Raw genomic sequence first — 23,790 nt, 5'->3', positions numbered from 1 at the left:
CGTCACGCCCGTCCCGCACTGGCCGACAGCGCCAGCGCGTCCACGCCAAGCGATTTCAGCGCGGCTTCCCACTTCTCGGCATCGGGCGTGTCGAACACGATCTCCTTGCCGGCCTCGCAGGTCAGCCAGCCATTCTGGGCGATCTCGGACTCAAGCTGTCCCGGCCCCCATCCGGCATAGCCAAGCGCCATCACCACATGCCGCGGCCCGCGCCCATCCGCCAGATCCTCAAGGATATCCAGCGTCGCGGTCATGGCGAAATCCTGGTTCACATCCAGCGTGGAAATCGACGAATGATACCCGTAATCATGCAGAACGAAGCCCCGTCCATGCTCCACCGGGCCGCCGAAGTGCACCACCACGTTGCGCATGTCCTGTCCCGGCGTGATCGACAGCTGTTCCAGAAGATCCCGCAGCTTCAGATCCACGGTCGGCTTGTTTATGATGATCCCCATCGCGCCCTCTCCGGAATGCGCGCACATGAAGATCACCGAATGTTCGAAGCGGGGATCCCCCATGCCGGGCATGGCGATCAGCAGTTTTCCGGTCAGATCGATATCCGAGGTCAATCCCGTTCTCCATTAGCCATGTTTCAAGAATGGGGCGCTCAGCCACTCAGTTCAAGCAGTCCAGTGCCTTGATTGTGACAATTCTCGCTGGAAAGTGAGTTGGCATTTCCTGCCGGATACCCCATTTGAAAGGTCATGATAACGCGCATCCTTGTCCTTCTCGCCCTGCTTTGCGGCCCTGTCTCGCTGGCCCCGATGGCCCGTGCCGACAGTTCCATGATCGAAGCCCGTATCCTGACCGGCTGGCGTCAGGACGATGGCAGCCATGTCGCCGCATTGCAATTGTCGATGCTGGATGGCTGGAAAACCTACTGGCGTGCGCCGGGTGATGCGGGCATTCCTCCGCGCTTCGACTGGGCAGGCTCCGAAAACCTCGCTGCCGTGCAGATCACCTGGCCCACCCCTCGATCCATCGATCAAGGCGGGCTGCGCACCATCGGGTATTCCGACACCGTCATCTGGCCGCTGACCCTGACACCGGCTCGCGCGGGCCAACCGATCACGCTCGCCGGCAAGATCGAACTGGGCGTCTGCAAGGATATCTGCGTTCCGGTCACGCTGATCCTGTCGCAGGATCTGCCCAAGGCGACGCAGCGCGATCCGCGGATCGTCTCGGCGCTGGCCGCGCGCCCCTATTCCGCGCAGGAGGCCGGGGTGACATCGGTCCGCTGCAGCGTCAGCCCCGTCGAAGGCGGGCTTCGCCTGCGTGCCGACGTGAAACTGCCCCATACCGGCGGCGAGGAAATCGCCGTGATCGAGACATCGAACCCCGCGATCTGGGTGGCGCAAGCCGCCACCACGCGCCACAACGGAACTCTCTCCGCCGAAACCGAGATGTATCACGTCGAAGGCGGCGCCTTCGCCCTGGATCGCTCGGGCCTGCGGATCACGGTGATCGGTGACAACCAGGCCGTCGATATCCAAGGCTGCCCGTCGAAGTGACCCCGGTCACTTGCGCCGCTTGTGCTCATCCAGCCGGGGCAGGATCTCCACGAAATTGCAGGGCCGGTGGCGGTAATCCAGCTGCAGGCTCAGGATCTCGTCCCAGGCATCCTTGCAGGCGCCGGGACTGCCGGGCAGGGCGAAAAGATAGGTGCCGTTCGCAACACCGCCCGTGGCGCGCGACTGCACGGCACTCGTGCCGATCTTCTGGAACGAGATCATGGTGAATACCGTCCCGAAGGCGTCGATCTCCTTTTCATAGACATCGCGATGCGCCTCGACGGTGACATCCCGACCGGTCAATCCGGTACCGCCCGTCGAAATCACCACATCCACCTGATCCGACGCGATCCATTCGCGCAGCTGATCGGCGATCTGGTCGCGCTCGTCGCGCACGATCATCCGGTCGGCAAGCACATGGCCCGCCGCCTCGATCCGGTTCACCAGCACCTCGCCGGAACGATCCTCCGAGATGTCGCGGCTGTCGCTCACGGTCAACACGGCAATCCGAACCGGGATGAAATCCTTTGTTTCGTCGATACGGCCCATTCGGGTCAACTCCTCTGAAGAAGGGCAAGCCGCACGGCTAGCCCCGCGAATATCAGCGCACTCGCATAGCCAAGCCCGCGTGTAAACCGGGCCGAGGTGGCCAGTCGCTGCCCAAGGCCCCCGGCCAACAGGCCGACAGCGCCGTTGATGACAAAGCCCCCCACCGCCAGAACCAGCCCGCAAATCAGAAACTGCCCGAGAACCGATCCTTGCGCCGGATTGACGAATTGCGGCACGAAGGCCAGCACGAACAGGATCACCTTGGGATTGAGCAGGTTGACGATCAGCCCCTCCCGAAAGGCCCGCGCCGCAGGCATCGCCAACGGCGTGACATCCCGCGCCGGCCCGCGCCGCAGCGCGCCCGCCGCCAGCCACAGAAGATAGGCCACGCCGACCCATCGGATCGCGTCGAACAGCCATGGCAGCGCCGCCACCGCCGCGCCCAGGCCCAGACCCGCCAGCGTGACATGCACTAGACCACCCGCCGAAATACCTGCAGCGGCCGCCAGCGCGGCCTTGCCCCCCGACCGTAGGCCAAGCCCAAGACAGAACATCATGTCCGCCCCCGGCGTAAGGTTCAGCGCCAGAGCCGCAGGGATGAACGCCAGCAGCACAAGCGGGTCCATCATGCCCCGACCTCGAACCAGTTGACCGTGGGGCCCAGATTGACCACGCGGGTCTTGCCGATCATGCCGCTCTGGCCCCAGCTGTCGTGAATATGCCCGCAGACCGCCAGTGTCGGCTGCAGGCGCTCTATCGCGTCGCGGATCGCGGTGGAGCCGACGGAAACCCCCTGCGATGTGACATCGGCAAGCCCCTTGGGTGGGGAATGGGTGACAAGGATATCCGCGCCGGTGCAGGTGCCCAGCAATCTGTCTGCATCCTCTTCGGTCAGATCGCAGGACCATGCGCCGAACGGCGTAACCGGCACGCCATATCCCAGACCGAACAGGCGCAGCCCTCCGATCTCGTGACCCTGCCCATGCAGAACGGTGATCCCGTCGCGCGCGGCGTCCCGCAGCTCTTCGGCGCTTTCCGCATTGCCCGGCACCACCACCATCGGCGCCGCGATCCCATCCAGCAGCGCCATGGCCTGATCCAGCCCGCGCCGCCCGTTGCAGAAATCCCCCGCCCCGATCACCAGATCGGCCTGCCGCGCCGCTTGGGTCAGCGCCTCGGCATGGCGGGCCGACTGGTGCAGGTCGGAAAAGGCAAGGATCTTCATGCCCCGCCCCGCAGCCGCGCCTGCAACTCCAGCAGATCGGCCCAGGCCTCGCGCTTGGCATGCGGGTTGCGCAGCAGATAGGCGGGATGGACCATCGGCAGGGTCGGCCTGCCATAGCTTTCGGTCCATTGCCCGCGCAGCCGCGTGATGCCTTGACGGCCCAGACCCGCCTGACAGCTGATATTGCCCATCAGAACGACGATCTCGGGATCCACCAGATCGACATGGCGCTGCACGAAAGGCAGCATCATGGCGATCTCTTCGGGCTTGGGATCGCGATTCTGCGGTGGGCGCCACGGCATCACGTTGGTGATATAGACGGCCTGTCCGGCCTCGGGCGCGGTGCGGCTCATGTCGATCGCCTCCAGCATCCGGTCCAGCAATTGCCCCGCGCGCCCCACGAAAGGCCGGCCCTGAAGATCCTCGTCGCGGCCCGGCGCTTCGCCGATGATCATCACCCGCGCCGATGGCTGGCCATCCGCGAACACCAGGTTGCGCGCGCCGCGCTTCAGATCGCAATGCTCGTAGCCTGCCAGAGCCTCTCGCAGCGCATCAAGCGTCTCCGCCGCCCCGGCGGCAGCGCGCGCCTCGGCCAGCGGATCGGCGGCGGGGGCAGGGGCGGGCGCCACCGATGCCGCAACGGCCTGTGCCGCACGCGGCTTGGTGGCCGCCGCGGCGGCAGGTGGCGTGTCGGGCAGCTCATAGCGATTGACCGGCAGATCTCCGATCGCCTCGGTCGCCCCAAGCTCGATCTGCCAGTCCAGAAGCGCCTTCGCGGCATGAGGATCAAATGTCGATTCCATTGCCCTGCCAAGCTACCGCCCCGTCGCGCCGGTGGAAAGGCGACAAAGCGATCCCTTGCCCCTCCGCGCGCCGCTTTCTATAAGCGGGCAGGATCACGGAACGGAGCGGCGGATGACCTTTTCACACTCCCACCTTCTGGGGATCGAGCCCCTTGCCCCGCCCGAGATCACCACGATTCTGGACCTCGCCGATCAATACGTGGATCTCAACCGTCGGGACGTGAAACATGCCGACGCCCTGGCCGGGCTCACCCAGATCAACATGTTCTTCGAAAACTCCACCCGCACGCAGGCGAGTTTCGAACTCGCGGGCAAGCGGCTTGGCGCGGACGTGATGAACATGGCGATGCAGGCCAGCTCGATCAAGAAAGGTGAAACGCTGATCGACACGGCGATGACGCTCAACGCCATGCACCCCGATCTGCTGGTCGTGCGCCATCCCCAATCGGGTGCCGTGGATCTCTTGTCGCAGAAGGTGAACTGCGCCGTGCTCAACGCAGGCGACGGCCGTCACGAACACCCTACCCAGGCCCTGCTGGACGCGCTCACCATCCGCCGTGCCAAGGGCCGCCTTCACCGTCTCAACATCGCGATCTGCGGTGACATCGCCCATAGCCGGGTGGCGCGCTCGAACCTGCTGCTTCTGGGCAAGATGGAGAACCGCATCCGCCTGATCGGCCCGCCCACGCTCATGCCCTCGGGCATCCGCGATTTCGGGGTCGAGGTGTTCGACGACATGAAGCAGGGCCTGCAAGATGTGGATGTCGTCATGATGCTGCGCCTGCAACGCGAACGCATGGACGGCGGCTTCATCCCCTCCGAGCGTGAATACTATTTCCGCTACGGTCTGGATGCCGAAAAGCTGGCCTATGCCAAACCCGATGCCATCGTCATGCATCCCGGTCCGATGAATCGCGGCGTCGAGATCGACGGCGAGATCGCCGACGACATCAACCGCAGCGTCATTCAGGAACAGGTGGAAATGGGCGTCGCGGTCCGCATGGCCGCGATGGACCTTCTGGCCCGCAACCTGCGCGCGCGCCCCAAGGCGGTGATGGCATGACCGACAGCATCCAAATCAAACCCACCGAACATGGCGTCGTGCGTGTCTTCGATGTCGATCTGCCCGCCGAGCAGATCAAGGCCTTCAACCGTCGCAACGGCACATGGCCGCTGCAGGATGCACTTGGCGCCGGCACGCTCGATCCCGCCCATGTCGATCTCATCGCGGTCGAGGATCTCGATGAGCTGGGCCTTGCGGGCTATCTCGCCGAAGGGCATGGTATTTCCTCGGATGATCTGCGCGACATGCGCGGGCGGCTCGCGGCCCTGTCCGGCCATGTGCTGATCGTCACCTCCCGCGCCTTCGGCGGTGAGGAACAGACGCTCTCGCCCCGTGCGCCGCTGCACCTTGTCGCCACCTTCACCGAAGACCGTCCACCGGTCTCCTTCGATCCGCTGCCCTCGCAGGCGGCGCGCGGCGTCACCGGCGGCAAGCCCCCTCCCAGTGACGCGGCGATGTCCGGGCGCGTGGCCTCCATCGCGCTGCTGGTCCTGTTCCTTTTGGTGGCGCTGGTCGTCTGGGTGGCGTCCTGATGGATGGCCTGATGCACTCCATGACCCCGACCACACCCTTGGCCGAGGGCGAAATGGTGCTGCACAGCTTCCATCCCGACCGGGCCACCTATTGGCGTGATCACGCTTGGCTTGCCGCCGCGGCGATGGCGATCGGCATGGCGATCCTCTGGGTCATGGGCAATCCGCATGTCTGGACCGGGGCCGTGGGCGGGCTGGCCGCCGTTGCCGTGCGCGCCTTCTACGTCGCCTCCGACGAGATGCAGGCCCGATGGGATCTGACCGACAGACGCCTGCTGGGGCCGCAAACCCGCGCCGTTCTGCTGGCCGATATCGCCCGCGTCCGCACCCTGGGGTCGGCGGTGCAGATCGTCACCCGGTCCGGCGACAAGCATCTTCTCAAGTATCAACCCGACCGCGACGCCACCCGTCAGCGTATCCAGACCGCCATGACCGGAGCCCGCCCATGAGCCGCACCACGCTTTTCACGAATGCCCGCCTGATCGACCCCGAAAAAGGCACCGACGCGCCCGGCTGGCTGCTGATCGAGGGCACCACGATCAAGGCGCTCGGCACCGAAGATGCGGCACCCGCCGCTGACGCGGTGATCGATTGCGGCGGCCATTGTCTTGCCCCGGGCATCGTGGATATCGGCGTCAAGGTCTGCGAGCCGGGCGAACGGCACAAGGAATCCTATCGCTCGGCCGGGCTTGCGGCGGCGGCGGGCGGGGTCACCACCATGATCACCCGTCCCGACACCTTGCCCGCCATCGACACCCCCGAGACGCTGGAATTCGTCGCGCGCCGCGCCAATGCCGCCGGCCCCGTGAATGTCCGCCCCATGGCGGCGTTGACCAAGGGCCGCGAAGGCCGCGAGATGACCGAGATCGGGTTCCTTCTGGATGCCGGCGCCGTGGCCTTCACCGATTGCGACCATGTCATCACCAATACCAAGGTGTTCCAGCGCGCGCTGACCTATGCCCGTGGCCTTGGCGCGCTGATCATCGCCCATCCTCAGGAACCGGGCCTCAGCGCCGGGGCCTCGGCCACCTCGGGCAAATTCGCCTCGCTGCGCGGGCTGCCATCGGTCTCGCCCATGGCCGAACGTATGGGGCTCGATCGCGATATCGCTCTGCTGGAAATGACCGGCGCGCGCTATCACGCCGATCAGATCACCACCGCCCGCGCGCTGCCCGCGCTGGAGCGTGCCAAGCGCAACGGGCTGGACATCACCGCAGGCACCTCGATCCACCATCTGACCTTGAACGAACTGGACGTGGCCGATTATCGTACCTTCTTCAAGGTCAAGCCGCCGCTGCGCTCCGAGGATGACAGGCAAGCGGTGATCGAAGCCGTGCGCTCGGGGCTGATCGATGTCATCTGCTCGATGCACACGCCGCAGGATGTGGAATCCAAGCGCCTGCCCTTCGAAGAGGCCGCATCCGGCGCCGTCGCCCTGGAAACCCTGCTGCCCGCCGCGCTCAGGCTCTATCATTCCGGCGATCTGGACCTGCCCACGCTGTTCCGGGCGATGGCGTTCAATCCCGCGCAACGGCTGGGGCTGGCCTCGGGTCGGCTTGCGCCGGGCGCGCCCGCCGATCTGCTGGTCTTCGATCCCGACAAGCCCTTCGTGATGGATCGCAACAGCTTGCACTCCAAGTCCAAGAACACGCCGTTTGACGGTCAGCGCCTTCAGGGTAAGGTGCGCTTGACCTATGTCGCCGGAACCTGCGTCTACGAGGCCGCCTGATGCCACCCATCGAAACCGGATCCACCCTGCTGATCGTCTGGGCCGTCATCGGCTATCTTCTGGGGTCGATCCCCTTCGGACTGCTGCTGACGCGCGCGATGAATCTCGGCAATCTGCGCGAGATCGGATCGGGCAATATCGGCGCCACGAATGTCCTTCGCACCGGCTCCAAGGGGGCGGCGGCGGCGACGCTGCTGCTGGATGGCGGCAAGGGGGCATTGGCGGCCCTGCTGGCGCGCTACCTGACCGGCGAGGACGCCGCGCAACTGGCCGGGGTGATGGCATTTTTCGGCCATTGCTATCCGGTCTGGCTCAAGTTCAAGGGCGGCAAGGGGGTGGCGACGTTCCTTGGCCTTCTGCTGGCGCTGGCTTGGCCGGTCGGTGTGGCGTGCTGCCTGACATGGCTGGTCGCCGCCGCGCTCAAGCGGATGTCGTCCTTTGCCGCGATCACTGCGGCGGCGCTGTCGTCGATCTGGGCCTTCGTGCTGGGACGGCCCGATGCGTTCCTGCTCTGCGTGATCCTGACCCTGATGATCTATTGGCGCCACCGCGACAATATCGCCCGGATCAAGGCTGGAACCGAGCCTCGGATCGGGCAGAAGTGATCCTGGGGTTGGTTTGGGTGACCCCGGTCTGACCGCGCTCTTCCGGCCTTCCGGTTGCTCCGACCCTGCACCGACGCAATACTGACGTTATACTGACGTGATACCGATGCAGTTTTTCGCTGTTTTTCGGGTGTCCGGGATCAGTAGGAATACTGCGCGTAAATCCGGCTCAGATCGCCGTTCCAGTCGCCTTCGTAATGCTCCAGAAGCTCGTCGGCGGGAACTTTTCCGTTCTCCACGCTTTCCTTCAGCGCGTTGAGGAAATGGGTCTCGTCCGGGATCATCCCATTGGCCCCGGCCCGCGCCCGCGCCTTCAGTCCCGCTTCCGAAAGGTCCAGAACCTCGCGTGCCAGATCATGCATGGAAATGCCCATCACATTGGCCTGCAACGCTTTTTCGCTCGCCGCTACGCGCAGCGCCTCGCGGGTTTCCGCGTCCCAGTCCTTGACGATATCCCATGCCGCATCCAGCGACGACTGGTCATACATCAGCCCCACCCAGAACGCCGGCAGCGCGCAAAGCCTGCGCCATGGCCCGCCATCGGCCCCGCGCATTTCAAGGTATTTCTTGATGCGCGCTTCGGGGAAGATCGTGGTCAAATGATCCGCCCAGTCCGACAGCGTCGGCTTTTCCCCCGGCAGCGCCGGCAGCTCCCCCTTCAGGAAATCCCGGAAAGACTGCCCCAAAGCGTCAATGTATTTCCCGTCGCGATAGACAAAATACATAGGTACATCAAGGGCATAGTCGGCCCATGCCTCAAAGCCGAATCCCTCGTCGAAGACGAAGGGCAGCATCCCTGTCCGGGCCGCATCCAGATCCCGCCAAACCCGCGCGCGCCATGATTTCAGACCCGTCGGCTTGCCATCGAAAAACGGTGAATTGGCGAAAAGGGCCGTCGCCACCGGCTGCAACGCCAGCGCCACGCGCAGCTTGCGCACCATGTCCGCTTCAGAGCCGAAATCAAGGTTCACCTGCACGGTGCAGGTCCGGTACATCATGGATTTGCCCATGGTGCCGACACGGTCCATGTAGTCGGTCATCAGCTTGTAACGGCCCTTGGGCATGCGCGGCATGTCCTCGTGGCTCCAGATCGGCGCGGCCCCCAGTCCGATAAAGCCCACGCCCACCTTGTCTGCGATGTCCTTGACGTCCCTCAGATGGGCGTTCACCTCGTCGCAGGTTTCGTGGATCGTTTCCAGCGGCGCGCCCGAAAGTTCCAGCTGCCCGCCGGGTTCAAGGCTGACATTCGCGCCATCCTTGGCAAGACCGATCAGCTTTCCACCTTCTTCAAGCGGGGCCCAGCCGTGAAGGTCGCGCAGTCCTTCAAGCACGGCCAAGACGCTGCGTTCCCCTTCGTAGGGGATCGGCTTGAGCGTGTCCTTGCAATACCCGAACTTCTCGTGCTCGGTGCCGATGCGCCATTCATCGCGCGGTTTGCAGCCGCTTGCCAGATATTCGGCCAGTTGTTCATGCCGCTCGATCGGCCCGCCACCGGACTGGGGTATGGACATGACCGTTTCTCCTGCCTTGTCGCGTCTTGCTGGCTGCCACAAGTGGCGGCATTCGCACGGGGTGTCAATGTAGCCGGGGGTATGATTTTTGCCAGATGACCACCGGGCTATTTCCATGCCGTTTCATCTGAGCCAGCATATGCTCGGTCCGGATGCCCGGCAATGTTGCAAATGCATCGAACAGCGCATCTGCGCCGCTGGCCGTCAGGGGGATCGCAAGATCGGGTTGGCCGGGTTGGCTCAAGATCCAGTGCGGCGGTCTCCCAGTGGGATCGAGCGACACTTGCGACAGCTCGCCCAAAGCCACCATACCGCCGGTCAACGGACCGAAATAGGCGATCTGACCCTCGACCACATTGACGATACCCGGACCATCCTGACCAGAGCGAAAGCGTCCGCGCTGCACCCCCGCGGCAACCAGAACCGCGCCTGCTGCGGCGATCACATAGCCCAGCCAGTGCAACAATCCGACCGCCCCGAAGGCCCACCAGAGGCCGACAGCCAGAACTGCGCCCCCGGCCAGCACCTCGCGCCACCGCCACAGCGCCGCCGTGGCCTCAGGGCGCACAAAGCTCATCTCCAATCCCCCAGGGTCATCTGCCAGACCGTCATCGCCGCTACCGCCGCAGTATCCGCCCGCAGGATGCGCGGGCCAAGACTGACCGGATGCGCGAAAGGCAGGGCGTGCAGGCGGGCGCGCTCTGCCTCGGAAAATCCGCCCTCCGGGCCGATCAGGATCGCCCATGCCGGGCCACCCACAGCCCCGAGATTCTGTGCCGCTCCGGCCAATGCCTCGTCACAGAACATCAATTGCCGCCTCTCGGGCCAGTCCTGCAGCAACCGGTCGAGCTTTTGCAGATCGGTGACCTCGGGCACATAGGTGCCGCCGCATTGCTCGGCGGCCTCGATGGCATGGGCCTGCAGACGGTCCTGCCGGATACGCTCGGAATTGGTGAAATCCGTCTGCACAGGCAGGATGCGCGCGGCCCCCATTTCGGCGGCTTTCTCGACGATGAAATCGGTGCGCGCCTTCTTGATCGGAGCGAATAGCACCCACAGATCGGGCGGGTTTCGCTGCGGGGCCGTCTGCTTTTCGACCCGCAGAACCCCCCCCTTTTTCGAGGCCTCCTGCACGGTGACAAGCCATTCGCCGTCACGCCCGTTGAACCCCAGAAGCGCATCGCCCGCGCCGCGCCGCATCACCCCGAACAGGTAATGTGCCTGATCGCGGCTCAGAGGAACCGTTTGCCCTTCCCCCAAGGGGTGCTCTACATAAAGCCTGATCTTCGCATCTGCCATGGGGGCACCATATGACCGGCAAGAACCAGACGCCAGAGGCCGCAGGCATGGTGGCCGATGCGGTCAAGGGCAACTGGGTTGATCGGTTCGCACCAGCGGCCACGCGGCCCTATCTGCGATTGGCGCGCGCGGATCGGCCTATCGGCACATGGCTGCTGTTGCTCCCTTGTTGGTGGGGGTTGTTGCTGGCGATGCTCCATGACGGGCGCGCCCATTGGCATGATCTGTGGATCTTTGCGGGCTGCGGCATCGGGGCGTGGTTGATGCGAGGGGCGGGCTGCACATGGAACGACATCACCGATCGCGATATTGATGGCAGCGTAGCCCGCACCGCATCGCGCCCCATCCCCTCGGGTCAGGTGAGCGTGACGGGTGCGCTTGTCTGGCTGGTTGCACAGGCGCTCGTGGCGTTCTGCATCTTGCTGACGTTCAACGCGGCTGCAATCGCGCTTGGTATTCTGGCGCTCGTGCCGGTGGCCATCTACCCTTTTGCCAAGCGGTTCACCTGGTGGCCTCAGGTGTTTCTGGGCCTGGCGTTCAACTGGGGGGCGCTGCTGGCCTGGACCGCGCATGCCGGACAGCTCGAATGGCCGGCGGTTCTTCTTTATCTGGCGGGTATTTCCTGGACGCTGTTCTACGATACGATCTATGCGCATCAGGACAAGGAAGATGACGCCCTGATCGGTGTCAAATCGACCGCACGCCTGTTCGGAGACCGGACACCCAGATGGCTGGCCATGTTCCTTGTCCTGACGGTTGCATTGCAGTCTCTGGCGGTGATTGTCGCGGCCATCGGCGGGAGTTCGCCGGCCCTGCTGGTTGCGCTTCTGGGTCCGTGGGCAATGGGCTGGCATATGCAATGGCAGCTGCGAAAACTGGACCTGAACGACAACGAGAGACTGCTCGGACTGTTCCGGTCGAACCGGGATGCGGGGCTGTTGCCTTTGCCGTTTTTCGCCATTGCCCTGTTGCTGTGATTGAACATCCCGCCTGCACGGCCTAAACACGGCCAGAGCAATAACTTGCGGGCCTGAACGCCATGCGCCTGTCTTCGATCTTCACCATAGTCGGCACCTTTCTGGCAGCGGCTGTGTTTTGCGTGCTGATGGCCAGTTTTGCCGTGCGCATCATCGAGGACAATTCACGTTTGTCCGTCAGGAACACGCTGGAGCAAAACGGCCTGTCCTGGGCCGAGGTGGACGCGGACGGGCTGCAGGTCTTTCTGGCCGGCACCGCCCCGTCCGAAGTCGCTCGGTTCAAGGCGCTTTCGGTCGCGGGTACGGTCGTGGATGCGGCCCGCGTCATAGACCAGATGCTTGTCGAGGACGCAAAGATCATGACGCCGCCGCGCTTTTCGATCGAGATTTTGCGCAATGACAGCGGTCTTTCCCTGATCGGCCTTTTGCCCGCTTCGACGGATCGCGAAGCGTTGATGGCGGCAATCGCCAAGGCCACGGACGGCGCGCCAGCAAAGGATCTTCTTGAATCCGCCGATTATCCTGAGCCCGAGACATGGGAGGACGCACTCGATTTTGCCGTCGACTCGCTCAGCCTGTTGCCGCGCACGAAAATTTCGGTCGATTCAACGCGCGTGGTCGTGAAAGCCATGGTCGACAGTCCCGCCGACAAGCGCAGACTGGAAACCGAACTTGCCCGAGCGGCGCCTGACGATGTGAGGCTGTCGCTGGACATCTCTGCGCCGCGCCCGGTCATCACCCCCTTCAATCTGCGGTTTCTGATCGAGAACGGGGTCGCGAAATTCGACGCCTGTTCCGCCGACACCGAAGAGACGCGTGCCCGCATTCTCAGTGCGGCTGGACGGGCCGGACTCGACACCAAGGCTGATTGCACCATCGGATTGGGCGTGCCTTCGCCGAAATGGGGTGAGGCCGTCGAGCAGTCGATCGCGGCACTTGCCGAACTTGGGGGCGGTAGCCTGACCTTTTCGGATGCGGATATTTCACTTCTGGTGCAGCAGGGCACGCCGCAAAACGTCTTTGATGATGTGGTGGGCAAGCTTGAAAGCTCGTTGCCCGATGTTTTCGCGCTGCACGCGGTCCTTTTGGAACCCGAAAATAAATCCGACGCGGCACAGCCCGAATTCGTGGCCACCTTGTCGCCTGAAGGTCTGGTGCAGTTGCGTGGGCGCGTGGGCAGCGAATTGGCGCGCCAGACCCTCGACAGTTTCGCCAAGGCCCGGTTTTCGTCACGGTCCGTCCACATGACCGCGCGTGTGGCCGAAGGGTTGCCTCGTGACTGGTCCCTGCGCACGCTGACGGGGCTCGAGGCGCTGACCTATCTGTCGAACGGGGCGGTCACCGTGACCCCGGACGAGTTGACGGTCACGGGCGATACAGGCCAGGCAGACGCGTCCGCGACGATTTCAGGGTTCCTGGCCGACAAGCTGGGCGAGGGTTCGCAGTTTTCGATCAACGTCACCTACAGAGAAGAGCTGGACCCGATCGCCAGCATCCCGACGCCTGAAGAATGCGAGGCGAAGATCGCCTCCGTGCAGTCCGGGCGCAAGATCAACTTCGAGCCGGGCTCTTCGACCATCGATGGCAATGGCGCCGCGATCATGGACGACATCGCCGAGATCTTGCGCGAATGCGGTGACATCCGCATCGAGATCGGCGGTCACACCGACAGTCAGGGCCGCGAAGAGATGAACGAGCGGTTGAGCCAGGAGCGGGCGCAGGCGGTCCTGAACGAATTGCGTGCGCGCCGGGTGCTTACATCGTCTTTCACGGCCAAGGGATATGGTGAAAGCCAGCCCATCGCCGACAATGATACCGAAGAGGGCCGGGAAGCCAATCGAAGGATCGAATTCCGGCTGTTGCGCCCGCAACCTGTCGAAGAAGTTGCGACGACGCTTGAAAGCCTCGAAGAACCGGGCGAAGAAGAAAGCGGAGCGACAAGCGCAGAGCAGGAAGAACCAGCGGATGAACAGAACTGAGTTTATCATTGCCACCGCGATCATTCTGTTCGTGGCATTTTGTATGGGATGGTTCGCCAATTGGCTGGTGCATCGCTTCATCCGTGTGAATCAGTCCGATGTCGGTGAGCTGGAGCGCCTTGCGCAGGAGTTGCACGAAGCCGAGGAAACCCGCGATCAGGCGATCACCTACCTGCAGCAGCGTGAGGCCGAGTTGACCAATCAGCTTGCTCAATCCGAGGCCGAACTGGCCGCGACGATGGATGGTCTGCGAGAAGCCCGCTACGAGGCCGAACAATTGCGCACGCATCTTGAACGCGTGACCTCGGGCTGACATCGGGACCACCGCCGCCGCTCGTTATGCGGACGGGCGGCGCCGCTTGTGCATTTTTGCTTCACGTCGGGGAAAGAACGCGCTACACGCGCTGCATGATCGCATGCTTCACATATCGCACGACCCGACGAGGACGCTGACGCGTCTGACGCTCCTGTTTGCGATATTTGGCGCTCGGCGCCGTTCCCCTTCCTGAAACATTGACTCGCCTGCGCCTCTAAGGCACTCAAAGGGCTTCTTAATAAAGGATACGCACATGTTTCCGTCCGTTCTGCCGACATACAACCGGGCTCCGCTGACTTTCGTCAAGGGCGAAGGCAGCTGGCTGGTCGAGGCGGATGGGCGCCGATTTCTGGATATGGGAGCCGGTATCGCGGTGAACGCCCTTGGCCATGCGCATCCGGCGCTGATTGCAGCGCTGACCGAGCAGGCTGGCAAATTGTGGCATACCTCGAACCTCTACAATATTCCGCAGCAGCAGGCCCTCGCGGACAAGCTGGTGGATGCGACTTTTGCGGATACTGTGTTTTTCACAAACTCCGGCACCGAGTCCTGCGAATTGGCCGTGAAAATGGCCCGCAAGTATTTCTATGAGAAGGGTCAGCCCGACCGGATCGGTATCGTCGCCTTCGAAGGCGCGTTCCACGGCCGGTCTCATGCCGCGATTGCCGCGGCAGGCTCCGAGAAGATGGTCAAGGGGTTCGGGCCTCTTCTGCCCGGATTCACTCAGGTTGCTTGGGGTGATCACGACGGGCTTCATGCCGCAATCACCGACACCACCGCCGCCATCCTGATCGAGCCGGTTCAGGGCGAGGGCGGGATCCGCCCGGTGCCGGATCAGTGCCTCAAGGGGTTGCGCGATCTGTGCGACGAAAAGGGTATCCTGCTGATTTTCGACGAGGTTCAGTGCGGCATGGGTCGTACCGGCAAGCTCTTTGCGCATGAATGGGCGGGTGTCGAGCCGGACATCATGATGGTCGCCAAGGGGATCGGCGGGGGGGTTCCGCTTGGTGCGGTGCTCGCCACCCAAGACGCGGCCGGCGGCATGACGGCGGGCACGCATGGATCCACCTATGGCGGCAACCCTCTGGCTTGTGCAGTGGGGACCAAGGTGATGGATATCGTGGCTGCGCCCGACTTCCTGAATGCGGTCAACGCCAAGGCCTGCAAATTGCGCCAGGGTCTCGAAGGGCTGGTTGCCAGTCACCCGGACGTCTTCGAAGGCGTGCGCGGTGTGGGTCTCATGATCGGGCTGAAATGCAAGGTCGCCAATATGGATGTGGTCACGGCAGGCTATGACGCCGGGGTCATCACCGTGCCGGCTGCCGATAATGTCGTCCGGCTTTTGCCGCCCCTCAATCTGAGCGATGAGGAGATTTCCGAAGCGCTGTCCCGCTTGCAGGCGAGCGCCGTGGCGATCGAAACCGCAATCGCGTCCTGACCACCGGACGTTTTTCATCATTCCGGGGATCAGGGTTCCACTCCGACTGCAGTCCATGTCGACACTCACGCAGCCTTCCCCTCAGCCAAGGGCTCAAAATGGAAAATTTTCTCGATATTCACAAAACCGATCCTGAGGCGCTGCGGCACATCATCGACAGTGCGAAAGCGATGAAGGATGCCCGCAAGGACCGTCCGCGCGGTGCGACTGATGATGAATTGCCTCTGGCCGGGCATATGGTGGCGCTGATCTTCGAAAAGCCCTCAACCCGGACGCGGACCAGCTTTGATGTCGGTGTGCGCCAGATGGGTGGTCAGACCATGGTTCTTTCGGGCACGGACATGCAGCTTGGCCATGGTGAAACCATCGCAGATACAGCCCGTGTGCTGAGCCGCTATGTCGACCTCATCATGATCCGTACATTCGATGAATCCGTCCTGCTGGAGATGGCCGATTATGCGGATGTGCCGGTCATCAACGGTCTGACCAACCGGACGCATCCCTGTCAGATCATGGCCGATATCATGACGTACGAAGAGCATCGCGGGCCAATTGCAGGCCGCAAGGTGGTCTGGTCCGGGGATGGCAACAATGTCTGCGCCTCGCTTCTGCATGCGGCGGGCCAGTTCGGTTTCGACGTCACCTTCACCGGCCCCGCGCAACTCGATCCCGAAGACGCGTTCGTCGGCTTCGCCCGTCAGAAAGGCAGCACCATCCAGATCGAGCGGGATCCGGTCAAGGCGGTCAGCGGTGCCGATCTGGTGGTCACCGATACATGGGTCAGTATGCATGACAGCCAATCCACCAAGGAGCGGCGTCACAACATGCTGCGGCCCTATCAGGTGAACGAAGAGCTTATGGCCCATGCCAAGCCGGATGCCTTGTTCATGCATTGCCTGCCGGCCCATCGCGAGGAAGAGGTCACCAGTCAGGTCATGGATGGACCGCACTCGGTGATCTGGGATGAGGCCGAGAACCGCCTTCATGCCCAGAAAGCTATCATGCGTTGGTGTCTCGACCGGTGATCGTCGCGTTCTGCGCGTCTGCCCGGGTATGAACCCGGACCGGATGCTGTCCTGCGGTTACAGCCTTAGCAGGATTTTTTTCAACTCCGGCTCTTGCACGGCCTCGGCCGCGTCCGAGGGCCGGAACCATCCGCGCTCGCGTTCATGCGCTTCGGGAAAGTCATCGGCCATTTCCGTCACATCAAGGCGAAAAACCTCTACCTCGACCAGAAGATCGCACCCGTCCTCGGCAGATTTCTCATAACAGAACTTGCCCAGACCGGTCTCATGCAGGACGCCGGATTTTACCCCGGCCTCCTCCCAGGCTTCCTTCTGTGCGGATTGTGCGGGCGACATGTCTTTCTCCAGCCAACCCTTGGGCAGGATCCAGCGGCCGGTATCGCGGCTGGTGATCAACAAAACCTCGGTTCCATCAGCACCTGTTCGGCAGCATAGCGCCGCCGATTGTTCTTCCTCCGGCAAACGGAAAAACGGCTGGAGGACGCCAGACCACGCTTTTTTCAGACCTTCAATCATGAGAGTACCGTACCCGCTCGATTTTCATTGTTTTTATGAACTCAATATACGCGTTAAACGTGAAATTACAATTCACGTCGGATTTCGGCGATTGGCGCGCAAGGTGGGGTCCGCCTTGGTGGGGTCTTCTGGCCATGGGTGTTTGGGGTACCGCCCGCGCATATCCTTGCGCACATCGGCATAACTGTTTGCCCAGAATCCCGGAATATCCGTCGTGGTCTGCACGGGCCTGCCCGCCGGCGACAGAAGGGTGACCCGCAACGGTGTGCTGCCGACACGGGGATGGGTCGTTTGGCCGAACATCTCTTGCAGGCGCAACTGGATCTCAGGGGCATCGCCGGAATAATCGATCGGTATCTTCCGACCCAGTGGCGTTGTAAAATGCGCTGGCGCGCCCTGATCGAGACGCTGCATCTGCTCGAAATCCAGCCGCGCGCGCAGCGCATCCAGCATGTCGAAGCGTTTCCAGTCCTGTGCAGTCCTGACCTCTGCCAGATAGGGCAGCAACCAGTCCTCCAACTGCTCCAGCAGCGCGGTTTCGGTCATGGCAGGCAAATCCTCGCCTGCGCGGCGCAGCAATTCGACCCGCGCGGCAAAGCGTCTTGCGGCATCGCTCCAGATCAGCCCAAGATCGCGTACCCCGTCCAGCATGGCGCGCGCCATGACATCGGCAGGGGCGGTTTTCCAGACACGGTCATCCAGAACCAGCGCGCCGAAGCGTTCCTGCTGGCGCGCGACCACCCGGCGCTCGCGTCGATCCCACACGCAAAGGTCATGCCAGTCGATCTGATCCGCGAAAAGCCCCCGAATTTCGGCCTCGGTTATCCGGATCGCCTGCCGGATGCGGGCCTCTCGGGGGTTGCCGTCCAGATCTGTCGCCACGATCAATCGTGCGGCTGACAGATCATCGCCTTCTGGAAGAACCGCGCCCTTGCCGCCTGACAGGATGTAACGTGGTGCATCCCCCTTGCGCCGCATCCCCACCCGGTCCGGATAGGCCAGCGCGGCCATTTCGGCATCGCTGAATGGGGTTTCGGCAGTCTTGCCGACCTGCCGGGTAAGGCGCTTGGCTTCGGTTCGTATCCGTTCCAACACGCCGCGATTGGCAATATGCGCGTGCCGCTGCGCATAGTCGCGCGGATCGCGCGCCGCCATCAGCCGCAAGTGCAGATCGACCGGCGCCTTGCGTGGCAGGGGGTCACGGTCCGACAAGAGCGCCGCAAGCGTTGCGCCTTGCGCGCCCGCCAGCGCCATCACATGGGCCAGCCTCGGATGCAGTGGAAGTGCGGCAATCACCTTGCCATGCGGTGTGATCCGGTTGTCGTCATCCAGTGCGCCCAGCATCCGCAAAAGCGCCTGGGCCTCGGCATAGGCGCCCGGATTGGGCGGTGTCAGAAAGGCCAGATCCCCCGGCGCGGCGCCCCAGACGGCTAGTTCCAGCGCAAGTCCTGAAAGATCCGCCTCTTCGATCTCGGCCGGCGGATAGGCGGGCAGCGCGCCTTCCTCGCCCTTGGTCCACATCCGGTAGCACAGCCCTTCGCTCACCCGTCCAGCGCGGCCTGCACGCTGTGTCGCCTCGGCGCGCGTCACCGGGTCCGTCACCAGCCGGGACATGCCGCTGGCGGGATCGAACCGCGCCCGCCGCGCCCGTCCGCAATCGATCACCACACGGATATCTTCGATGGTCAACGACGTCTCAGCGATCGCGGTGGCCAGTACGATCTTGCGCCCGTCCATGACCGGGGCAATCGCGCTGCGCTGCTTGGCAAAGTCCATGGCGCCGAACAAGGGCCGCACATGGCAGCAAGGCGGCAGACGATCCGCGATCAATGCCTCGACGCGCCGGATCTCGGCTTCGCCGGGCAAAAAGACCAGCATGCCGCCTTGCGTTTCTGCCACGGCCCGCAGCACCAGCTCGGCCGCCATATCCTCGAAGCGCCGCTCTTTCGGTATCGGGCGATCCAGCCAGCGGATCTCGACGGGAAAACTGCGCCCTTCCGAGGTGATCACCGGCACACCGCCCATGAGCTCGGCCACCGGGGCGGCGTCCAGCGTGGCTGACATCGCCAGCAGGATCAGATCCGGGCGCAGCGCCTCGCGGATCTCGATGCACAGGGCCAGGCCCAGATCGGCATTCAGCGACCGTTCGTGAAACTCATCGAAAATGACGGCGCCGACGCCGGAAAGCTCCGGGTCTGTTTGCAGCATACGGGTCAGGATGCCTTCGGTCACGACTTCGATGCGCGTGACGCCTGACAGCTTGGCCTCGCCGCGCATGCGGTATCCGACCGTTTGACCCGGTGCCTCGCCAAGGCTTTGTGCCATGCGTTCGGCTGCGGCGCGCGCGGCAAGGCGGCGCGGCTCCAACATCAGGATGCGCCCTTCGGTCAGGCCCGCCGCCAGCATCTCGAGCGGCACAATGGTGGTCTTGCCGGCACCGGGCGGAGCCTGCAGCACCGCGCCGCCGTGCTCGCGTAGCGCCGCGATCAGCGGGGCGATGGCGTCATGGATGGGCAATTGCGTCGACATGATCCGCCTTATCGACCAAGTCCGATCACTTTTCCATAGCCGCCTCTGGTCGCCCACTCTGGACAATGCGGGTCACGCCAAGGCATGAAGGCAGGCAGTATGCAAAAGAACGGACCCGCCGCCGCGATGGATATCGAAACTTTCAGCCAGGCGATCACCTCTGGCGACCGTCGCGCCTTGTCGCGCGCCATCACCCTGATCGAAAGCTCGCGTGCCGATCATCGCGAACAGGCTGTGCAACTGATCGAATATTTGAAAACCGCGAACCGTCAGGCGATCCGTATCGGGCTGTCAGGAACGCCCGGCGTGGGCAAATCCACTTTCATCGAAAGTTTTGGCAAGATGCTGACGGGGCAGGGACTGAAAGTGGCGGTGCTTGCGGTGGATCCGTCCAGCGCGCGCTCTGGAGGCTCGATCCTTGGCGACAAGACGCGGATGGAGGAACTCAGCCGCGATCCGAATGCGTTCATCCGCCCCTCTCCGTCGCGCTCGCATCTGGGCGGTGTGGCCCGCCGGACGCGCGAAGCCGTCAGCCTGTGCGAAGCCGCAGGCTTCGACGTGGTCCTGATCGAGACCGTGGGCGTGGGGCAGTCGGAAACCGTGGTTGCGGAAATATCGGACGTGTTCGTACTGCTGCTGGCCCCGGCAGGCGGGGATGAATTGCAGGGCGTCAAGCGCGGCATCATGGAAATCGCCGACATCATCCTTGTGAACAAGGCCGATGGCGATCTCAAACCGGCGGCGACACGCACCTGCAGCGATTACGCCGGAGCATTGCGTCTGCTGCGCAAGCGGCCTCAGGATCCCGAAGGCTTTCCCAAGGCGATGATGGTGTCGGCCATGCAGCAGGAGGGGCTGCAAACCGCGTGGTCCGAGATGACCTCATTGATCGGCTGGCGGCGAGATAACGGATTTTTCGATGCCCGCCGCGAGGATCAGGCGCGCTACTGGTTCGAGCAGGAGGTGCGCAACGGGCTTCTGGCGCAGCTCGACACGCCACAGGCGCGCGCCATGATGCAGGACTATGCCAGCCGCGTGGCCCAAGGCGCAATCACTCCCACCGTGGCGGCACAGGACCTGCTGCTCGGCCTGCAGGAACAGACCTAGCCCTTCGCAAAGGCCACGATACCACCCACGAGGCAATCCAGACTGTCGGTCCATGATGTGCCACCGGGCAGCGCATCGGTCAGCAGGGACAACTCGGTGCAGGCGACCAGCAGATGATCTGCCCCTTCGGCGACAAGCGCATTGGCTTGCTCTGCAAGCCGCGGCGCCAGACCTTCGGGATCCTCTCCCGCCTTCACGGCCCGGATGATGGCCAGCAACCCGCTGTCATCGGGCAGGGTCACCGGCTCGAGACCTTGCGCCGCAAAGGGCGCTTCGAACACCCCCGTCAACCGGGTCGCGGGAGATGCGAGCAGGCCCACACGCCTTGCACCGGCGCGCGCCAGCTCCGCCGCCGTCAGCTCCAGCATGTCGAGAAACGGCAGATCACTGGCCTCTTCGACCGCCTTGGCATAGTGATGCGCGGTGTTGCACGGCATCGCCAGAGCCGCCGCCCCTGCGGCCTCGAGATCGCGGGCCATCTTTGCCAGGACCGGCCCGGGATCCTCGCCCGTGCCCTCGATCAGCGCCTTGATGCGGCTTGGCACCTGGGGGTTCTGATGCACGATCAGCGGAATATGATCCGCATCGTCCTTTGCAGGGACGGCATCCAGCACCTTTTGCATGAGAAGAATGGTGGCCTCTGGCCCCATGCCGCCCAAAATGCCCACGGTTTTCATAATCCGGCAATCCTTCCTGGCGCGTGTTTTGCCGGCGGCTTTCAGCCCCCGGCGCGGACCTGTATCTTGCGGTCTGCGGCGAGCTTGTCCAGCCGAATGTCGGCGGACCGGGCATGGCCTTCCATCCGTTCCTCGCGGCTGATCCGTGCGCTGACGCGGGCAAGATCGGGCAGGGCACGCGCATCCACCTGTTGCCAGGTGACGGTCTTGAGAAACTTGTGCACGCTCAGCCCCCCGGTATAGCGCGCCGCGCCCGAGGTGGGCAGCACATGGTTCGGCCCCGCCGCCTTGTCGCCGAAGGCCACGGTGGTTTCCGCGCCAAGAAAGAGCGAGCCATAAGCCCGCAATCTCTCGCGCCACCATGCAAGATCGAGCGCCTGCACATGGAGATGTTCGGGCGCCTTGTCATCGGCGAAACGCGCCATCTCCTCGCGGTCATTGCACAGCACGATCTCACCCAGATCGCGCCATGCCGCCTCGGCGGCGCTGCGGTTCGGCTCGGGAAGGGCGGCGATCACCCGGGGGATGCGGGCAAGAACGCTCTCGGCCAGATCCCTTGATGTGGTGGCCAGCCAGACGGGGCTCGTCGCGCCATGTTCGGCCTGCCCGATCAGATCGACGGCGACAGTTTCGGGGTCTGCACTGTCATCGGCCAACACAAGGCTGTCAGTGGGGCCGGCGAACATGTCGATCCCGATGGGCCCGAACAATTGCCGCTTGGCTTCTGCCACAAAGGCATTGCCCGGTCCGACCAGAATATCCGCAGGCGGCGCGCCGAAGAGCCCGAAGGCCATCGCCGCCACCCCCTGCACCCCGCCGATGCACAGGACGCGCGTGGCTCCGGCCAGATGCATCGCATAGAGCATCGGAGCGGGAATGCCCTCCGCGCCATTGGGTGGCGAGCAGGCGGTGATATCGGCCACCCCGGCCTCGCGCGCCGTGGCGATGGACATCAGCGCGCTGGCGATATGCGTGTAGCGTCCGCCCGGCACATAGCAGCCCGCCGCCGACAGCGGGATCTGACGCTGTCCCGCGATCAGACCGGGGCGCAGCTCGATCTCCATGTCCTGTGCGGTGGCGCGCTGCGCTGCGGCAAAGCGGCTGATATTGTCATGCGCCCAGGCGATGTCATCCTTCAGATCCTGCGGCACCCGGTCTATCGCCTCGGCAATGCTTGCGGAGGGCACAGCGATGCTCCCCTCCCAGCCGTCGAGGGTACGGGCATATTCCAGGGCCACCTGTGCACCTCCTGCGCGCAGGCGCGCGAGCATGATCTGCACGGTATCCACGATATCCGCGGCGGCCTGGGGCGGCTGTCCGGGCGCTGACTTGATATGATCGAGGGGCATGAACACTCTCCTTGTCGTCTCCTGCATGAAGCGCAAGGTGACATCGCGGCAAGCGCTTTGCTGCCGGCCCGCACCGGTTTTTCCGGTGGCCGAAACTCGGCTTCGGCATTTCCGAAAAATGGCGCGGCTTCTTCTGGCCCCAAATATCCCGGGGGAGTCGATCAAATCCCCCCGGGATTTGATCGGCGGGGGCAGGGCCCCCTTTGGCACGGTCCCGCCGGCGCCTCGTTGGGCAAAAGCGCTTCTCGCCAAGCCGGATGACCGGGATCCCCTTGGCCAAACGAGGCTTTTTGAGTCATCAAGAGACATCAAAAGGAGGCCACATGGACAAGATCGTTATTCTGACCGGCGCGGGCATTTCCGCCGAAAGCGGGCTTGGGACCTTTCGGGACGAAGGCGGTCTTTGGGCACAGCACCGGCTGGAGGATGTGGCCACGCCCGAAGGCTTCGCCCGCGATCCGGCGCTGGTTCATCGCTTCTATAACGCCCGCCGGGTACAGGCGGCGGGGGCTGCTCCAAACGCGGCGCATCATGCCTTGGCCCGGCTCGAGGCTGAGTATGGCGGCGATGTGCTGGTCGTGACGCAGAACGTGGACGGTCTGCACGAAGCGGCGGGCAGTCGCAACGTCCTGCACATGCATGGCGCGTTGTCGGGCGCCTTGTGCGCGGCTTGCGATCATCGCTGGCCCGCGCCGCTCGAGATGTTTCCGCATGACACCTGCCCGCGCTGCCATGCGCAGGCCGCAAGGCCCGATATCGTATGGTTCGGCGAGATGTCCTATCACATGGAAGACATCTGGGCGCATCTGGAAGAGGCGGATATTTTCGCGGCGATCGGCACGTCGGGGCAGGTCTATCCGGCGGCGGCCTTCGGTCAGCACGCCGGCCGCGCAGGGGCGCATACGATAGAACTGAATCTCGAGGCGTCTGCCAATGTCCGCGACTTCACGGAGGTGAGGCAGGGGGTTGCCTCGGTGATCGTGCCGGAATGGGTGGACGGGATTCTGTATCGCTGATGGCGAGGAAAGGCGGGCGCATTGCGCCGCCTT

25 protein-coding genes are annotated in these 23,790 nt (G+C 63.8%); 13 read left to right on the top strand and 12 right to left on the bottom strand.

The features are described 5' to 3' along the window. Nucleotides 1-2: 2 nt before the first annotated feature. The gene (locus F3H35_RS14880; RefSeq protein WP_149780336.1) at nt 3-569 is read right to left on the bottom strand and encodes a YqgE/AlgH family protein; all 567 of its coding nucleotides are present in this window, start codon (nt 567-569) and stop codon (nt 3-5) included. A 135-nt stretch (nt 570-704) separates the two neighbouring features. Here F3H35_RS14880 and F3H35_RS14875 point away from each other — a divergent pair, with 135 nt between their 5' ends. Next, nucleotides 705-1,511 carry a protein-disulfide reductase DsbD domain-containing protein gene (locus F3H35_RS14875; RefSeq protein WP_149780335.1) on the top strand — a complete coding sequence of 269 codons (807 nt, stop codon included), beginning with the start codon at nt 705-707 and terminating at the stop codon, nt 1,509-1,511. A gap of 6 nt (nt 1,512-1,517) precedes the next feature. Here F3H35_RS14875 and moaB read toward each other — a convergent pair whose 3' ends face one another. The 4 genes from moaB to F3H35_RS14855 are packed head-to-tail and all read right to left on the bottom strand — an operon-like array spanning nt 1,518 to nt 4,088. After that, complete coding sequence (moaB, locus tag F3H35_RS14870) at nt 1,518-2,060, bottom strand: molybdenum cofactor biosynthesis protein B (protein WP_007812749.1); 543 nt, start codon at nt 2,058-2,060, stop codon at nt 1,518-1,520. A gap of 5 nt (nt 2,061-2,065) precedes the next feature. Next, on the bottom strand, nt 2,066-2,689 hold the full coding sequence (locus F3H35_RS14865; RefSeq protein ID WP_149780334.1) for a LysE family translocator: 624 nt from the start codon (nt 2,687-2,689) through the stop codon (nt 2,066-2,068). Continuing rightward, a complete protein-coding gene (locus F3H35_RS14860) occupies nt 2,686-3,285 on the bottom strand; it encodes a metallophosphoesterase family protein (RefSeq protein ID WP_149780333.1) in 600 nt (199 codons plus the stop codon). Before F3H35_RS14860 ends, F3H35_RS14865 begins: the two co-directional genes overlap by 4 nt. Then, on the bottom strand, nt 3,282-4,088 hold the full coding sequence (locus F3H35_RS14855) for a uracil-DNA glycosylase (RefSeq protein ID WP_149780332.1): 807 nt from the start codon (nt 4,086-4,088) through the stop codon (nt 3,282-3,284). Before F3H35_RS14855 ends, F3H35_RS14860 begins: the two co-directional genes overlap by 4 nt. Nucleotides 4,089-4,200: 112 nt before the next feature. Between F3H35_RS14855 and F3H35_RS14850 the strand changes: the two genes are divergently transcribed. From F3H35_RS14850 to plsY, 5 genes are read left to right on the top strand one after another with little or no spacing between them, the layout of a single operon-like run. Continuing rightward, nucleotides 4,201-5,151, top strand: coding sequence for an aspartate carbamoyltransferase catalytic subunit (locus F3H35_RS14850; RefSeq protein ID WP_149780331.1), 951 nt, complete (start codon nt 4,201-4,203; stop codon nt 5,149-5,151). Beyond that, the gene (locus F3H35_RS14845; RefSeq protein WP_149780330.1) at nt 5,148-5,684 is read left to right on the top strand and encodes an aspartate carbamoyltransferase catalytic subunit; all 537 of its coding nucleotides are present in this window, start codon (nt 5,148-5,150) and stop codon (nt 5,682-5,684) included. Before F3H35_RS14850 ends, F3H35_RS14845 begins: the two co-directional genes overlap by 4 nt. Further along, on the top strand, nt 5,684-6,133 hold the full coding sequence (locus tag F3H35_RS14840) for a hypothetical protein (RefSeq protein WP_149780329.1): 450 nt from the start codon (nt 5,684-5,686) through the stop codon (nt 6,131-6,133). The genes F3H35_RS14845 and F3H35_RS14840 overlap by 1 nt, the downstream gene beginning before the upstream one ends. After that, nucleotides 6,130-7,413 carry a dihydroorotase gene (pyrC, locus tag F3H35_RS14835; RefSeq protein ID WP_149780328.1) on the top strand — a complete coding sequence of 428 codons (1,284 nt, stop codon included), beginning with the start codon at nt 6,130-6,132 and terminating at the stop codon, nt 7,411-7,413. Before F3H35_RS14840 ends, pyrC begins: the two co-directional genes overlap by 4 nt. After that, nucleotides 7,413-8,018, top strand: coding sequence for a glycerol-3-phosphate 1-O-acyltransferase PlsY (plsY, locus tag F3H35_RS14830; protein ID WP_149780327.1), 606 nt, complete (start codon nt 7,413-7,415; stop codon nt 8,016-8,018). Before pyrC ends, plsY begins: the two co-directional genes overlap by 1 nt. 140 nt (nt 8,019-8,158) lie before the next feature. On the opposite strand, the gene F3H35_RS14825 is transcribed toward plsY, so the two are convergent. The 3 genes from F3H35_RS14825 to F3H35_RS14815 all read right to left on the bottom strand — a co-directional run bounded on the left by F3H35_RS14825 (nt 8,159) and on the right by F3H35_RS14815 (nt 10,828). Further along, nucleotides 8,159-9,529 carry a glutamate--cysteine ligase gene (locus tag F3H35_RS14825; RefSeq protein WP_149780326.1) on the bottom strand — a complete coding sequence of 457 codons (1,371 nt, stop codon included), beginning with the start codon at nt 9,527-9,529 and terminating at the stop codon, nt 8,159-8,161. Between the two features lie 64 nt (nt 9,530-9,593). Then, nucleotides 9,594-10,106, bottom strand: coding sequence for a hypothetical protein (locus tag F3H35_RS14820; RefSeq protein WP_149780325.1), 513 nt, complete (start codon nt 10,104-10,106; stop codon nt 9,594-9,596). Further along, nucleotides 10,103-10,828, bottom strand: a complete 726-nt coding sequence (locus tag F3H35_RS14815; RefSeq protein WP_149780324.1) for a 16S rRNA (uracil(1498)-N(3))-methyltransferase — start codon at nt 10,826-10,828, stop codon at nt 10,103-10,105. The genes F3H35_RS14820 and F3H35_RS14815 overlap by 4 nt, the downstream gene beginning before the upstream one ends. Nucleotides 10,829-10,839: 11 nt before the next feature. Between F3H35_RS14815 and ubiA the strand changes: the two genes are divergently transcribed. The 5 genes from ubiA (at nt 10,840) to argF (ending at nt 16,563) form a co-directional block, all read left to right on the top strand. After that, entirely contained in the window at nt 10,840-11,805 is a 966-nt protein-coding gene (gene ubiA / locus F3H35_RS14810) for a 4-hydroxybenzoate octaprenyltransferase (protein ID WP_149780323.1), read from the top strand. A gap of 62 nt (nt 11,806-11,867) precedes the next feature. Next, entirely contained in the window at nt 11,868-13,784 is a 1,917-nt protein-coding gene (locus F3H35_RS14805) for an OmpA family protein (RefSeq protein WP_149780322.1), read from the top strand. Next, nucleotides 13,771-14,097 carry a hypothetical protein gene (locus F3H35_RS14800; protein ID WP_007812773.1) on the top strand — a complete coding sequence of 109 codons (327 nt, stop codon included), beginning with the start codon at nt 13,771-13,773 and terminating at the stop codon, nt 14,095-14,097. The genes F3H35_RS14805 and F3H35_RS14800 overlap by 14 nt, the downstream gene beginning before the upstream one ends. A gap of 256 nt (nt 14,098-14,353) precedes the next feature. Continuing rightward, nucleotides 14,354-15,538, top strand: a complete 1,185-nt coding sequence (locus tag F3H35_RS14795; RefSeq protein WP_149780321.1) for an aspartate aminotransferase family protein — start codon at nt 14,354-14,356, stop codon at nt 15,536-15,538. A 98-nt stretch (nt 15,539-15,636) separates the two neighbouring features. Continuing rightward, the gene (gene argF / locus F3H35_RS14790; protein WP_007812777.1) at nt 15,637-16,563 is read left to right on the top strand and encodes an ornithine carbamoyltransferase; all 927 of its coding nucleotides are present in this window, start codon (nt 15,637-15,639) and stop codon (nt 16,561-16,563) included. Nucleotides 16,564-16,620: 57 nt separating this feature from the next. Here the strand turns inward: argF and F3H35_RS14785 are convergent, their stop codons facing one another. Further along, nucleotides 16,621-17,079, bottom strand: coding sequence for an NUDIX hydrolase (locus F3H35_RS14785; RefSeq protein WP_149780320.1), 459 nt, complete (start codon nt 17,077-17,079; stop codon nt 16,621-16,623). 72 nt (nt 17,080-17,151) lie between these two features. Beyond that, nucleotides 17,152-19,608 carry an ATP-dependent helicase HrpB gene (gene hrpB / locus F3H35_RS14780; RefSeq protein WP_149780319.1) on the bottom strand — a complete coding sequence of 819 codons (2,457 nt, stop codon included), beginning with the start codon at nt 19,606-19,608 and terminating at the stop codon, nt 17,152-17,154. 99 nt (nt 19,609-19,707) lie between these two features. On the opposite strand from hrpB, the gene meaB reads away from it, so the two are divergent. Further along, nucleotides 19,708-20,715, top strand: coding sequence for a methylmalonyl Co-A mutase-associated GTPase MeaB (gene meaB, locus F3H35_RS14775; RefSeq protein ID WP_223228429.1), 1,008 nt, complete (start codon nt 19,708-19,710; stop codon nt 20,713-20,715). Here meaB and F3H35_RS14770 read toward each other — a convergent pair. Both F3H35_RS14770 and hisD read right to left on the bottom strand, forming a co-directional pair. Continuing rightward, nucleotides 20,712-21,392 (bottom strand): cysteate racemase, encoded by a 681-nt coding sequence (locus tag F3H35_RS14770; protein WP_007812784.1) that lies wholly within the window; start codon nt 21,390-21,392, stop codon nt 20,712-20,714. The genes meaB and F3H35_RS14770 overlap by 4 nt on opposite strands. Nucleotides 21,393-21,433: 41 nt before the next feature. Next, nucleotides 21,434-22,741, bottom strand: coding sequence for a histidinol dehydrogenase (gene hisD, locus F3H35_RS14765; RefSeq protein WP_149780318.1), 1,308 nt, complete (start codon nt 22,739-22,741; stop codon nt 21,434-21,436). Between the two features lie 323 nt (nt 22,742-23,064). Here hisD and F3H35_RS14760 point away from each other — a divergent pair, with 323 nt between their 5' ends. After that, on the top strand, nt 23,065-23,757 hold the full coding sequence (locus F3H35_RS14760; protein ID WP_149780317.1) for an NAD-dependent deacylase: 693 nt from the start codon (nt 23,065-23,067) through the stop codon (nt 23,755-23,757). Nucleotides 23,758-23,790 lie beyond the last annotated feature (33 nt).

The sequence above is a fragment of the Roseovarius litoreus genome (genome assembly GCF_900142765.1).
GTDB classification, from domain to species: domain Bacteria; phylum Pseudomonadota; class Alphaproteobacteria; order Rhodobacterales; family Rhodobacteraceae; genus Roseovarius; species Roseovarius litoreus.
Note: the sequence above shows the minus strand (reverse complement) of the source record. Positions and strands in the feature narration are given on the sequence as shown.

What these genes read in the sequence shown, in the direction of transcription:
- F3H35_RS14760 (WP_149780317.1), top strand. Translation starts at nt 23,065, where the DNA reads ATGGACAAGATCGTTATTCTGACCGGCGCGGGCATTTCCGCCGAAAGC.
- hisD (WP_149780318.1), bottom strand. Translation starts at nt 22,741, where the DNA reads ATGCCCCTCGATCATATCAAGTCAGCGCCCGGACAGCCGCCCCAGGCC.
- F3H35_RS14770 (WP_007812784.1), bottom strand. Translation starts at nt 21,392, where the DNA reads ATGAAAACCGTGGGCATTTTGGGCGGCATGGGGCCAGAGGCCACCATT.
- argF (WP_007812777.1), top strand. Translation starts at nt 15,637, where the DNA reads ATGGAAAATTTTCTCGATATTCACAAAACCGATCCTGAGGCGCTGCGG.
- F3H35_RS14855 (WP_149780332.1), bottom strand. Translation starts at nt 4,088, where the DNA reads ATGGAATCGACATTTGATCCTCATGCCGCGAAGGCGCTTCTGGACTGG.
- F3H35_RS14875 (WP_149780335.1), top strand. Translation starts at nt 705, where the DNA reads ATGATAACGCGCATCCTTGTCCTTCTCGCCCTGCTTTGCGGCCCTGTC.
- F3H35_RS14795 (WP_149780321.1), top strand. Translation starts at nt 14,354, where the DNA reads ATGTTTCCGTCCGTTCTGCCGACATACAACCGGGCTCCGCTGACTTTC.
- ubiA (WP_149780323.1), top strand. Translation starts at nt 10,840, where the DNA reads ATGACCGGCAAGAACCAGACGCCAGAGGCCGCAGGCATGGTGGCCGAT.
- F3H35_RS14820 (WP_149780325.1), bottom strand. Translation starts at nt 10,106, where the DNA reads ATGAGCTTTGTGCGCCCTGAGGCCACGGCGGCGCTGTGGCGGTGGCGC.
- moaB (WP_007812749.1), bottom strand. Translation starts at nt 2,060, where the DNA reads ATGGGCCGTATCGACGAAACAAAGGATTTCATCCCGGTTCGGATTGCC.
- F3H35_RS14825 (WP_149780326.1), bottom strand. Translation starts at nt 9,529, where the DNA reads ATGTCCATACCCCAGTCCGGTGGCGGGCCGATCGAGCGGCATGAACAA.
- F3H35_RS14840 (WP_149780329.1), top strand. Translation starts at nt 5,684, where the DNA reads ATGGATGGCCTGATGCACTCCATGACCCCGACCACACCCTTGGCCGAG.
- F3H35_RS14815 (WP_149780324.1), bottom strand. Translation starts at nt 10,828, where the DNA reads ATGGCAGATGCGAAGATCAGGCTTTATGTAGAGCACCCCTTGGGGGAA.
- F3H35_RS14845 (WP_149780330.1), top strand. Translation starts at nt 5,148, where the DNA reads ATGACCGACAGCATCCAAATCAAACCCACCGAACATGGCGTCGTGCGT.
- F3H35_RS14860 (WP_149780333.1), bottom strand. Translation starts at nt 3,285, where the DNA reads ATGAAGATCCTTGCCTTTTCCGACCTGCACCAGTCGGCCCGCCATGCC.
- F3H35_RS14865 (WP_149780334.1), bottom strand. Translation starts at nt 2,689, where the DNA reads ATGATGGACCCGCTTGTGCTGCTGGCGTTCATCCCTGCGGCTCTGGCG.
- F3H35_RS14805 (WP_149780322.1), top strand. Translation starts at nt 11,868, where the DNA reads ATGCGCCTGTCTTCGATCTTCACCATAGTCGGCACCTTTCTGGCAGCG.
- F3H35_RS14785 (WP_149780320.1), bottom strand. Translation starts at nt 17,079, where the DNA reads ATGATTGAAGGTCTGAAAAAAGCGTGGTCTGGCGTCCTCCAGCCGTTT.
- pyrC (WP_149780328.1), top strand. Translation starts at nt 6,130, where the DNA reads ATGAGCCGCACCACGCTTTTCACGAATGCCCGCCTGATCGACCCCGAA.
- hrpB (WP_149780319.1), bottom strand. Translation starts at nt 19,608, where the DNA reads ATGTCGACGCAATTGCCCATCCATGACGCCATCGCCCCGCTGATCGCG.
- F3H35_RS14800 (WP_007812773.1), top strand. Translation starts at nt 13,771, where the DNA reads ATGAACAGAACTGAGTTTATCATTGCCACCGCGATCATTCTGTTCGTG.
- plsY (WP_149780327.1), top strand. Translation starts at nt 7,413, where the DNA reads ATGCCACCCATCGAAACCGGATCCACCCTGCTGATCGTCTGGGCCGTC.
- meaB (WP_223228429.1), top strand. Translation starts at nt 19,708, where the DNA reads ATGCAAAAGAACGGACCCGCCGCCGCGATGGATATCGAAACTTTCAGC.
- F3H35_RS14850 (WP_149780331.1), top strand. Translation starts at nt 4,201, where the DNA reads ATGACCTTTTCACACTCCCACCTTCTGGGGATCGAGCCCCTTGCCCCG.